This is a genomic window from Oligoflexus sp., assembly GCF_035712445.1.
Classification (GTDB): Bacteria; Bdellovibrionota_B; Oligoflexia; order Oligoflexales; family Oligoflexaceae; genus Oligoflexus.
Map to the genome: position 1 here is coordinate 27,852 of NZ_DASTAT010000069.1, position 12,236 is coordinate 40,087.

Annotated in this window: 8 protein-coding genes and 1 pseudogene; 4 read left to right on the forward strand and 5 right to left on the reverse strand. The window is 54.1% G+C overall.

Annotation, left to right across the window (positions count from 1 at the left end; genetic code table 11):
* Positions 1-88 precede the first annotated feature (88 nt).
* The gene (locus VFO10_RS15265; RefSeq protein WP_325141632.1) at positions 89-2,002 is read left to right on the forward strand and encodes a 7TM diverse intracellular signaling domain-containing protein; all 1,914 of its coding nucleotides are present in this window, start codon (positions 89-91) and stop codon (positions 2,000-2,002) included.
* Here VFO10_RS15265 and VFO10_RS15270 read toward each other — a convergent pair.
* Positions 1,985-2,677: a response regulator transcription factor gene (locus VFO10_RS15270; protein ID WP_325141634.1), complete on the reverse strand. Its 693-nt coding sequence runs from the start codon at positions 2,675-2,677 to the stop codon at positions 1,985-1,987. The two genes, VFO10_RS15265 and VFO10_RS15270, sit on opposite strands and share 18 nt — an antisense overlap.
* 878 nt (positions 2,678-3,555) lie before the next feature.
* Between VFO10_RS15270 and VFO10_RS15275 the strand changes: the two genes are divergently transcribed.
* From VFO10_RS15275 to VFO10_RS15285, 3 genes are all read left to right on the forward strand, one after another.
* Entirely contained in the window at positions 3,556-4,677 is a 1,122-nt protein-coding gene (locus tag VFO10_RS15275; RefSeq protein ID WP_325141636.1) for a glycoside hydrolase 5 family protein, read from the forward strand.
* A 115-nt stretch (positions 4,678-4,792) separates the two neighbouring features.
* Positions 4,793-6,514, forward strand: coding sequence for an ATP-binding protein (locus VFO10_RS15280; RefSeq protein WP_325141639.1), 1,722 nt, complete (start codon positions 4,793-4,795; stop codon positions 6,512-6,514).
* A 118-nt stretch (positions 6,515-6,632) separates the two neighbouring features.
* Positions 6,633-8,633, forward strand: coding sequence for an Hpt domain-containing protein (locus VFO10_RS15285; RefSeq protein WP_325141641.1), 2,001 nt, complete (start codon positions 6,633-6,635; stop codon positions 8,631-8,633).
* Positions 8,634-8,644: 11 nt separating this feature from the next.
* Here VFO10_RS15285 and VFO10_RS15290 read toward each other — a convergent pair whose 3' ends face one another.
* The 4 genes and pseudogenes from VFO10_RS15290 to VFO10_RS15305 all read right to left on the reverse strand — a co-directional run bounded on the left by VFO10_RS15290 (position 8,645) and on the right by VFO10_RS15305 (position 12,209).
* Positions 8,645-9,280 (reverse strand): NAD(P)H-dependent oxidoreductase, encoded by a 636-nt coding sequence (locus tag VFO10_RS15290; RefSeq protein WP_325141643.1) that lies wholly within the window; start codon positions 9,278-9,280, stop codon positions 8,645-8,647.
* Positions 9,281-9,520: 240 nt separating this feature from the next.
* Positions 9,521-10,453: a LysR family transcriptional regulator gene (locus tag VFO10_RS15295; protein ID WP_325141645.1), complete on the reverse strand. Its 933-nt coding sequence runs from the start codon at positions 10,451-10,453 to the stop codon at positions 9,521-9,523.
* 74 nt (positions 10,454-10,527) lie between these two features.
* A pseudogene (locus tag VFO10_RS15300) lies at positions 10,528-11,019 on the reverse strand (NADPH-dependent F420 reductase); the annotation flags it as partial.
* Between the two features lie 41 nt (positions 11,020-11,060).
* Positions 11,061-12,209 (reverse strand): hypothetical protein, encoded by a 1,149-nt coding sequence (locus VFO10_RS15305; RefSeq protein WP_325141647.1) that lies wholly within the window; start codon positions 12,207-12,209, stop codon positions 11,061-11,063.
* Positions 12,210-12,236: the final 27 nt, after the last annotated feature.

Sequence of the window (12,236 nt, forward strand, 5' to 3'; positions counted from 1 at the left end):
AAAGACCAGCCTTTTCTCCAAGCGAAAAACAAGTTACCACTAGTTCTGGATGCTTGAATCCTTTCGCTATTTTCAATGTGGACGACGCATGAGCTTACGACTGGTTCCGATCTTGATTGCCATCTTTGCCATGAGCGCAGTGTCCCGTGCATCGGTCATGGTTTTAGACCCTGAAGCGGAGCGGCAGCCGATTGAGTTCATGGATGTCTTTGCTCCGCAAAGTGGAACCGATGGCGAGGTGCTGAAACGCCTCGCCCACGAGCCTTCGCGCGAGGTTCGCCACGGTCAGATGCTCGGCCCGGCGTTCGCGGAGATCTGGCTCCGTTTTACTCTGCAGAATCCCAGCAACCGTGACCTGGAACGAGTCGTGTCGCTTCCCAACAACTATGCCGCGAAAAGATTTGAATTCTATAGTTTCCGTGATGGAGTGCTGCAGGAACACCACAGCTATTACCAGGATCGCGAGATACCGGGTGACACCATGCGCGGCCGCAGCAGCTATGTGATCCTGAACATTCCTTCAAGCGGCAGCACGGTCGTCCTGGTTAAAGTCGATACGGGCTATGAACAACTGAATCAGAGCTTTCAGGTGAGCACGCGGCATGAGTTCATGAACTGGGAGGTTATGAGTACCTTCTTTGTTGGGCTCTTCCTGGGCATTCTCTTTTTGACCGTTCTCGCCAACCTCATGCAGGCTGCGGCATACCGCGATCGAACCTTCCTCTGGTATTCGGCGTACTGCGCTAGTCTGATGATCAGCTCCCTATCCTTTTATGGGATCTGGGTGCGCATGTTCGAGCTTTGGGAAGTGCAGCGCTATCTCTCCTATATCGGAGGCGTGATGACCCTGGTTACGGGTGTCTGCTTCATGCGCCTTCTGCTCGATACCAAAGTGCTGGCCCCGCGACTCGATTACGTTTTTCAGTTCATCGCGTGGCTGGCGGTCGTGACTTTCGCGCTGCGTCTCTTTCCGGAAACAGCGAATTACGGCTTCGCGATACAGAGCATCAACTCGATCGCGTTCATGCTGGCGTCGATCGCCGCCGGCGTGAATGCCATGCTCCGTGGCAAGGAATTGGCTTGGCTCTATACGAGTTCCTTCCTCTTCATCGCTCTCAGCGTGATCTATGTGCGCCTCTCGCACATCAACCTCGTGCCTGTCAGTCCTTCCGCCTTCTATGCGCCGGCCGTTGGCCACATCATGCAGGTGATCCTGATCAGCTATGTGATGTTCATTCGCTCACGACGGGCCTATGTGGAATCCCTGCGAAGCCAGCGGAATCACAGTATGAACGAACGGCTCAACCTGCTTTTGAAAATCATTTCGCATGATATCGCCAATCCCCTCCAGGCTATTTCCCTTTACTGCAACATGGCCATGCATAAGGTGAAGTCGGAGAAGCTGCCCGAGATGGAATTGCAGAAGGCTCAGGAAGCGATCAATACCCAGACGCGCATCATCCGACACGCCAAGGAAGCGGTTAGACAGATGCAGCTCGGGCAGAAGCTCCAGATTCAGCCGGTGCAGGTGTCCCAGATCATCGGCGAGATCCTGCAAATCTTTCAGCCGCTTTGCCAGGATAGGCGCATTCGGCTCGAGGTCGTCAATGAACTGAAAGAAGACCTTGTTATTCACACCGACGCGACCATCCTCGTTCATAACATCATCGGCAACATCCTCTCCAATTCGATCAAATTCACCCCTCAGGAGGGCCTGATTCGCATTCTGGTACGCTGCATCAATCGGCGACTGATATTCGAACTGGTGGACAATGGGCCCGGTATTTCCAAAGAAAAAAGAGTCGAGATTTTTACGCTGAATGTGGAGAAGGGGTTCAACGAGCAGCTGACGGGGGCGGGGAGCTTTGGACTCAACATTCTACAGATGTGTTCCGAACTGCTGAATGGGCAGCTCGACATAGGGCCCAGTTCTGTCTCGGATGCGGGACAGGAACTGGGTCTTAGAATCACCGTTTCTTTGCCGCTACATCACGCCCTTTAGAGGCGTCTCCTGAAAAAAATCGGGGGTCCCTCCTTGCTGCTGCAGGTAGGGCGGTTGAGCCTTGGCCACCATGCAGTGGAGGCTAACCAGCTCGGCCAGCGAGCCCACACCAAAGGACTTCAGGAGCTTGGCCCGACGCAATTCGATCGTGCGCAAGCTGACGTTCAGCTCCGACGCGATCACCTTGTTCGCCGTGCCTTTCAACAGGTATTCAAACACCTTCTTTTCACCGAAGCTCAACTTGTTCATGGTTTCTTCGTACACGTTGAAGTTTTTCTGATCCTGTGCGCGCTTGTCGAGTTCCTGGGTGGCCAACTCAATCTTGCGCTGAAAAGTCTCATTGGTGAAGGGTTTTTCCAGCACATCAAAGGCGCCGTGTTTGATCGCTTCCGCTCCAGTTTCAAATCCACCGAACGAGGTCGTGACGAGCACGACTTCAAGAGGATTGCGACGCAGGATGGAATCCACAAGGTCCATGCCGTTGTGGACGCCAAGACGCACGTCGATAAGATAAATCGTACGTTCCTGAGGAACGTCGTTTTGCTGGAAATCAGCGACCGAAGTGAACGATTCAACACGATAGCCCTGTTGTTTCAATATTTCACTTAAGGCACTTTGCACCAGCTCGTCGTCTTCCACGATTTTGACGACTACAGGGTCTTTGAGTAGGGTCATTGTATGCTCCACGATTCAGATTGATGCCAACAGGGTATAAGACAAAACATTTTTATCCTGAGATCCCTTCATGAAAGAGCAAACCAGATCTCTGCTAATCGCACACATTCCAGCTGAAATGAGCTTAAGCATCTGGTTTGCCGATCATGACTATGCGTGAGTGAATTATGTCATTTCATTGACTTTTTAACAGTTGCGGAAATCCGCAAAAATAATGATATACAGAATCAAATCAAAGTGCAGCAGAAATAGATGAGAGAGGAGCAAAAGTGATCTGACCAGGACGTAGTGAAGGAAATTCACGGCACGTAGAAGCATTGATCCCCATGCATTTGCAGCATGCATGTATCATCTCCACTACAGCAAAAAAAAATTTCGAAGTTTTTTCTCATTGTCAAAAACTATCAGAAGTCCGTCGGTAAATTAAAATTAACTCATGCAAAGGCGAGTCTGAACGCTAATATGGGCGGGCCAGAGAAGCACTTCACGGACACGAGCGCGTCCACATAGGTTTTATGGAATTCATTACCGCCAGCATGCATCTGACTCACGCGCATGGGATCCCATGCTTTCATCGAACCGCGACTTTCCCCTGGAAATCCTCTCTTTTTTTGGACGGTGGAATTGCTGAGGCCATGTCATTGCCTTCACGACCTTTCATCAGAAGACCGACTGATGATGAGCGTGGCACGAGATATCTGCGCTGATTGAAGAGCCGTGGTGCTCACGAACTGGTGAAAAGTTGATCAGGTCCCGGGGATCTGAGGGAACTTTGCGTCCGCAACACTTTTTCCGACCTCTACGCAATTCTTGCTTGCCCCCTCCCGCCAAAAAAGGTCATAGTTAAAAATAACGAAGCAAAATAGAGGAAGCTCATCATGCTCAAAGCAGTGAAGGCTTTTTGTGCCTTGTTTTCCTTGTGGGTGCTTGGCTCGCATGCCCTGTACGCTGCCAATCCGGGGCAGAGTTTCGTTCGTCGTGAAGGCTCGCGGCTGGTTGTGGATGGGCAGAGCTTCTATTTCGCCGGTGCCAATCAATATTATCTGTTCTATAAGTCCCGGAAGATGATCGACGAGGTGCTTGAGGATGCGGCGCGCATGGGGCTGACTGTAATGCGGACCTGGGCCTTCTGCGATGGCCAGTATAACGATGGTTTCTGCTTTCAACCGAAGCCGCGCGTTTACGACGAGAACACCTTTCGAAACCTTGACTATGCAATATGGAAGGCGGGCACCCTGGGTATCCGCCTTATCCTGAGCCTTGTCAACAACTGGGACGCCTTCGGAGGCATGAATGCCTATGTGCGCTGGTCACCGACTGCGCGCAGCCATGATGATTTCTATTCTGATCCTGAAACCAAAGCGATCTATCGTGATTATTTGAACTATGTCCTTTGGCGGACCAATCACATGACAGGTGTTCGCTATAAAGACGATCCTACGATTTTAATGTGGGAGCTGGCCAATGAGCCTCGGATCGAGCGCAGCCGCGTGCAGGAGCTTTATGCATGGATTGATGAGATGGCTGCTTATATCAAAAGCATCGACTCCAACCACCTCGTCACAACCGGATCGGAAGGGGACGAGGCCACGAACTTCGTCGCCACGCATGCATCGTGGCACATTGATATCGCATCGTTTCATCTCTACCCCGAGGACTGGGGCTTCGATGATTATAAGACGATGACCTATATCCAGCGGCAAACGCAGAACGCGAGGCAGAAACTCGGCAAGCCGATTTTTTGCGGGGAAATGGGCCGCCGCGATCGGAACACCCGCGATGCCAAGTATCAGAGCTGGTATAACGAATTTGATCGACTCGAAATTGATGGCGCCAATTTCTGGCTGCTTTCCGGCCATCAGGATGATGGTTCGCTCTATCCGGATTATGATGGCTTCACCGTCTATTATCCGGAAAGCGCCTCCACGGTCGCCGTGATCGAAAACTTCGCCAGGACCCAGCAGCGGAAAACAACCCGGAACGCGAGTTCCGCTCCTTAAAAATAAGCAGCTTTCAAACTTAACTGGACAGTTCCCATCTGAAGGAGTTCTATGAATTCCGCAGGTCGGAGTCCTGATAGCCTCTGATCTGCCTCGGCTACACCTGAGGCGGAGTATGACGACGTCGTCAAGGCAAGGAGAAAAAGAGCGCACGTGCTTTCACGTAGCCCTCATCAGCTGGGCATTGGCAGCGCTCGGTATGATATGGGCCGTCAGCTTCAATATCTCCACCTATCACACGGCCATGCTCGAAGCCCGCGAATACCAGAAAGACAAGGCCCAGGAGATGGCAACCCAGCTTCGCAGCTACTTTTATGTGGCGACCCAGCTGGCGGAAAGTTTGCAGGTCTTCGTGGAGCATTACGAAGGCCACGATAAAAAGCAGATTGAACAGTATCTTGATTATTTCCTGGCCAGCGCTCCCCCGAATTTCATTTACGGCACGGGAATCTGGTGGGAGCCCTTTGCGTTTGATCCTGCCGTGGAGCACTTTGGTCCATACGCCTATCGCAGTGAGCCCGGAGCCTCGCGCATCCTCACCTATGAATGGAATACCGCTGCCTACGACTATCATAGTCAATTCTGGTATCGCGCCGCGGTCAGTGAAGAGGTGATGGTCACTGATCCTTATCTGGATAAGGGCGTGGCGTATATCTCGCTGATGAAGACTTTCCACGATCTGAAAACCGGGCAAAAAAAAGGCGTGATCTCGGTGGATATGGTCGTGGCGCAGATGCAGAAGATTCTGCTGGATATCAAAACCCGGCCATCGGATATCCTGATGATCCTGGGAAAAACGGGGCATGTGATCGCTCACTCCGCACCTGAGGAACTGATGAAGCAGGCTCGGGCACGGCATCCTGAACTCAGGATTGAACGCATGCTGGACGTCGGGCGGGCTGATGCCATGGCCGGTCACGAGGAGCATCTGACCCATTCCAATGCTCTGACCAGGCTCGGCTGGACCGTTGTCATCATCAGTCAGCCCGATGAGCTTTTAGCGGACTATCATAAATCCCGCCTCGTGATTGCTCTGGCGGCCGGGGTTTATCTTATGATCGTGATGCTCGGATATTTTACGATCTGCTATTTTCTGCGCTCGCTGGAAAGGCAGCGGGAGAACTTTCTCTATACGGAAAAGATGGCCTCGCTCGGCGAGATGGCTGGCAGCATCGCACATGAAATCAATAACCCCCTGGCCATCATCCAAGGGGCGGCGCAGAAGCTTCAGATTCGCCTGCGGCACGAGGAATTGAATCGCGAGGATCTCAAACAGACCGTCCACATGATACTCAAAACCTCCGAGCGCATCGCCCGCATTATCCGCAGTCTGCGATTCGTGGCCCGCGATGGCAGCACCGATCCCTTCGTGAATACCAGCATTCGCAGCATTGTGGATGAAACGCTGGCGCTCTGTGATTCCCGCTTGAAGAATGAGAATGTCTGCCTCGATGCGAGTGCGGTGCCCGTGGACCTTTCGTGCGTGTGCCGGGGCGTCCAGATCTCGCAGGTTCTAATCAACCTCATCAATAACGCAGTGGATGCGATTCGGGATCGACCTGAAAAGTGGATCCGTATCGAAGCGAGTCTGCAGGCGGGAATGATTCGCATCGCGGTGACGGATTCAGGGCCGGGCATTCCGAAAGAGCTGGCCGATAAAATCATGAAACCATTTTTCACCACCAAGGGCGTGGGCAAGGGAACCGGGCTCGGACTGTCCATTTCCCGTGGGATCGCGCACGCGCATGGTGGCGATTTGGAGTTGGATGAGGGCTCGCCCCACACGCGCTTCGTGCTGGTTCTTCCTCAGGCGCATGAGAGTTTGCAGACAGCTTGAGCCTGGGCTTTCGTGCTGGCGAAAGGCCGGCAAAAGCTGCCTTCGGCAAAGGCTTCGAGGTGCCTTACAATGGTAAGGAACAACCCACGTGCAAGCCACTGCAAAGGCAAATCATAGCATGGGTCATAACTGGACGAAGCCTTTCGAAAAATTCATGGAATTCTGCGGTATCCGCATGGATGGCTATCCCAGTATCCAGGAGTTTTGGTTCGCCCGGTCCTCTTTCCTTTTCACCAACATTGGTCTGATCGTTGCCCTGAGCTACATGGGACTTTACCTGGGAACGGGAGCCTATGCCGCCGCGCTTTCCATCGGCAGCCTCGCTGTGATCCTCTTGCTGACGCATCCCCTTCATTGGTACGGGAAAACCCGTCTTCTGGCTTATATCAACCTTGCCGCGACAAGTTTCGGGCTGGCCGGGGTCGCTCTGCATCTTGGGGGGATCCGATCCAGCGTCGCCTGCTGGCTTCTGGGAACGGCTCCTGGCATTGCCGCGTTGCTCTTCCGTCGGGTGAAAGAGATCGTGCTCCTGACCCTTTTCGCGATGATTTTGTATGCCGGTATCTTTCTTCTGGAACTCCAGAACTATCCCATTCACCAGACCCCTTTTCCTGAAGGCTCGCCCGCCGATTCCCTTTTCACCTTCCTTACGTTCATGAGCTACGCGATCTTCATCTGCATCGCCCTCTCGATTTTTGCGTTCTCGCAGAAAAAATTGTACGAGGCGCTGCAAAGGACCAAGGAAAAAGGCGAAGCCACGGCGGAGAATATCAAGGCCATGTTTCATTTCATGGAGCAGGTCATGTTCACGGTGGATGCCAGCCTCGGGATCTCCAACCAGAATGAGCAGCAGTTCAGCCTCGTGCTGGGTTCGGACGTTAAAGGTTTGGGCGATTTCCTGGCCCGGTCCTCGCTGCCCGGTGATCAGGAGGCCATGGTGAAAAACATCATCCAGGCTTGTATCGGTGAAGGGATGGAATCCTTCGAATTCAACGCCCATCATCTGCCTGCTCGGCTGCATTACCGCAAGCAGCCTGATGCCGCGCCGCAGGTCCTGAACCTTCAATGGACGCCGGTCATGCGCGGGACGCTGATTCGGGCTATTTTAATAGCCATCCGGGATAGCACGAACGCGGAACTGGATCAGGCTCGTGAAGAGGAAGCCCACATCCGCAATAGCTTTCTCCTTGCTCTTCTGAAAGCCCCGGCTGCGATCGTGCGGCTGACGATCGCCGATATGGTGGCGCTCGAACGCAGGCTCGATGCCGCCCTCAGCGCGGAACGCATGGATCTGCTTGGCCTGAAAAGCCTGGTTCACACTCTGAAGGGCAATGCCCGGTCCTTTGGTCTTAAGGTCATTACCGAACGCTGTCATGCGCTCGAAAACCGTTTGCAGGCGTTTCCGAACCTTGATGATCCCGGCGTGAAAGAACTCGTCATGAAACTCCGCTCGGATCTGGTCCTCTTCGTCACGATTTACCAGGAAGACCTTGCGTCCCGCCGAAGCGAGGCTGTGCAGATTCCTCGTGAGGCTGTGCAGATTCCTCATGAAAGCAGGTGCGAGGATGTCGTCCAGATTCTAAAAAATGACCTGGAAAAGATCTCCGCGGAGTTGGGCAAGCCGACGCCAGACCTTTTGTGGAACGATGGCAATGTTTCTCTCTGCGACGAGCAGATCAGTATGCTCATCAATGTCCTCGGGCATCTGATTCGGAATAGCTGCGATCATGGGATTGAAGAGGCCGATGAGCGAAGGGCAAGGCAAAAGCCCTTGCATGGCCATATCTTGATCGACCTGGAGAGGGAGCAGGATGGTTACGTGATCAAGTTCAGGGATGACGGACGCGGGCTTCACCTGAATAAAATACGGCAGCGACTTGGGGTGCCCCTTCAGGTTCCCTGGGATGACGAGCGGCTGGCCCGCACGATTTTCGAACCTGAATTCACAACGAAGGATGCTGTCAGCTGCATATCGGGGCGCGGCATCGGTATGACGGCTGTCGTCGACGAGCTGAGTTCCCTCCAGGGCGGAATTTCGATTGAATTCACAGCCCCGGAAGAGGGTGGCTTCCGACCCTTCATGCTTCTTTTGAGATGGCCTTTCCGAAAAGCCGCTTGAGTCCCCGGTCTTCAGGGGATTTCGGTCACAAACGTCTCTCGCGAGCGGCGGATCTTTTTCAAATTCACGAGCCAGTCACCGTCCGCCTGACGATAACCAAGCGGCAGGATCGTGACGCTGCGAAGTCCTTTGGCACGCAGGTCGAGGATTTCGTCCAGGGCTTTAGGATCGAAGCCTTCCATCGGTGTGGTATCGACGCCTTCTGCGGCGGCAGCGATCAAGGCTGTGCCGAGGGCGATATAGGTCTGGCGTGCAGCATGCTCGAAGTTCACCTGAGGACCGCGCTGCGGATAGGTGTTCAGCAAGGATTGCCGATAATTTTCCCAGCCTTCATTTTTAAATCCACGCAACTCATTGGTCAGATCAAACATCATGTTGATGCGTTCAGGCGTGTAGTCATCCCATGCGGCGAAAACCAGAAGGTGGGAGCTATCAGTCACCTGGCCCTGATTCCAGGCGATTTTTTTGATGTCTTCCCGCACGGCCTTGTTGGTGATGACCAGGACTTCGTAAGGCTGAAGGCCGCTGGATGTCGCCGTCAGACGAATGGATTCGAGGATGCGATCGAGCTTGTCCTGGGGTACGACTTTTTCAGGGTTCATTTTCTTCGCTGCATATCGCCAATTCAGAAGTTCGATGAGGTTCATAAGGTTTCCTTGTCCAGAGAGAGGGAAGAGCGTGGGCCCAATTTGTTATGACCCGCCGGAATCACTCTGGAGTTATCGACGATCTGCTAAAATAACTGAAATGGATTATCGCTATCATAGCTATAGATTTGATGAATATGATGTATAAGCTGCTGTTTAGATTACAGTTTAAGGCGCGTCACATTCGCTGTTATCGCCTAACTGCACAGGCTGCACAGGATTTTGCGGCAGCACTCTCGATCAAGTTTGAGGTGAGGGCTCGACTTCCGTGGCCTGGCGGATCAGGCGCCGCAGAGTCTCGCGCATCCAGGCGTGCGGACGGCTGCTGTGGGTCCGGGCGTGCCATACGAGTTTCACGGAAAATCCCGGTATATCAATCGGCGGCGGCAGACTGAGAACGTTATAGCGTTCGCTGCCCAAAAGCGCAATGCGCGTGGGAATCGTGGCGATCGTGTCGGAGGCTTCAACGATGGGCAGAGGACTGTGAAAGCTCATCACACCGGCCACGACTTTTCTTTTGAGTTTATGACGATCCAGAACACGATCGACCACGCCGTGCAGATCACCATGCAGCGTGACGAGGATATGATCCATTTTGGCAAAGGTCGCCAGATCAAGGCCCTTTTTCATAAGGGGATGCCCCTTGCGCACGACGCAGCTGTAGGTTTCCTTGAAGAGTTCCACACTATGAAAGCCTTCCGGCAGATCGCCGAAAAAACCGCCGGCCGCAAAGTCGATCAGTCCTGCTTCCATTTCACTGACCGGCAGGGTACCCGTGGTTGGCCTCATCACAAGCGTCATGCGCGGCGCCTCGGCCCGCAGAAAGCTGAGGATATCGGCAAGAAACACCAGCTCGAAATAGTCAGTCGTGGCCACGCGGAAGGCGCTTTCCTGAGCGCTGACATCGAAGGTTTCCCGGGCGAAGATCGAGGTGGCCTTCTCACAGAAGACCTGCACCTGAGGCCAGATGCGAAGAGCGGTCGGAGTCGGTGCCATCCCCTTGCTGGATCGGACCAGAAGCGGGTCGCTGAAATCACGCCGCAGCCGGGAAAGGGCATTGCTCACCGCGGGCTGCGAGAGCTTCAAACGTTTGGCCGCCCGCGACACATTCCGTTCTTCCATCAGGACCTGAAACACGAAGAGGAGGTTCAAATCCTTACTGCCAAGATTCATAGCGGGTCGACTCCTGATCTATCCTCAATGGTCCCATCATATCCGGCAGACTCTGGGGACGCCAGGGGATGTGCTCAGGCCTTCAAAAGTTTGAAAGCATGGCTCCATTCATTGCGAAGAAATCCCGGTATGCACCACAGCATGCAGAGGGGTTCTATCGCCCGAGCCGCTTCCACGGATCCCATATCCTCGCTGTCCCAACCGAATTCCACCAGGATATCCCGAACGACCTTCTTGGCCTTTTCGCTGTTGCCGCAGATAAACATGCTGGGTTTCCCCTCGCGAAAACTCGGATTCACCATGAACGCGCTGCCGACGCAGGAGAAGGCTTTGACAAAGTTCGCGTCGGGAACCTTCTTCTGCAATTTTTCCATCAGGGATTGATCGAGCTCTGTAAAGAACTTCAGCACGCCTTTCTCGGGGGCGTTGGGCGCGATCGGGTTGGTCGTATCCACGATGGTCTTGCCTTTCAGAAGGGCGGGCCCGCATAAATCCAAAGCGGATTCTGCAGCATCACCTTTGACGGAAAGGACGATGATGTCCGCATACTGGGGCAGTTCTGCATAACCTTCAGCAGGTCGTCGTCAAGGCCTGCACAGTTCCGACCTTATCGTGTGAAGCAGGCGACCACTTCCACGTGCGGCGTGTGCGGCATCTGATCGAGGGGTTGAATGCAGCGGGCCTGAAAACCCTGCTCGGTCAGTTTCCTGGCGTCGTTGGCAAAGGACTGGGGATCGCAGGAAATCATGATCACCGTGTGCAAAGCGGGAAGTCGCGGCACGAGCTTCCATAAGGTCCCAAGGCCGGCGCGGGGAGGGTTGGCCAGCATCATGCGCGTGTCTGCGGCGACGCGGGCGATATCCGGCAGGGCCTGCTTACTGTAAAGATCCATGCGCTGCGCCTCGACCCCGGGCCAGTTTTTTTGCTGGAGGGTTTCGATGGCTTCGGCTCCGACCTCAAGCGCCAGGATGCGGGAAAAGCCGAGGGAAACGAGGACCTCAGTGAAGTTGCCGGCACCGGCGAAGAGTTCAAGCACGGGCTCGGTTTTGGATTTTGAGTGCAGCCGCTCGGCGACCCAGTTCCGCATGGCTTCATTCTGTTTGGCGTTGGCCTGCTGGAACGGTCGGCGACGATTGATCTGAAAATCCTGGGGATCGCTGTCTTCATCAAGATCCAGATAATTCCAGATGTGACCTGGGCCGGGCTGCCATGAAGCATCCGGGAGTCGGGACTTGAGACTCTGCAGATGCTCGTGCATGCGAGGCGTCAGGACCATGCATTCTTCGATCGGGGCGATGCAAAGACCCTGACGACCGGAGTAGCCGAGGATGTGTCCATCTGTTTTGAACTGCGCGCGGCGTCTGTAATGATAAAGATCCGGCGAGGGCCAGATGTTTTCCACCGCCAAAGATCCAAGGCCGACACGCTGAAGAGCATAGCTCACGCGATGCTGTTTCTCGCGCAGCTGAGCCGCGTAATCCACCATCATCCAGGGGCAGCCGAAGCATTGCGCAGCGCCAGGGCCCAGATGCCGGCACGGAGGAGTCTGGCGTTCAGGGGAAGGACGCACAAGGGTCAGGAGTTCCGCGAACTGATAATCACCATCCCGTTCATCCGTGCTTTGAAAACGTCCGACATCACCGCGCCAGGTTCCGCGCACGAAGTAGGTGATCCGATGCGGACCCTTGACCACGCCGTAGCCCTGATTGGAAAGATGTGTGACTTCAGCTTCAAAGATGGATGCGTCCCGTTCCACCAGCTTTGCTCCCTTCGCTCTGGAAAT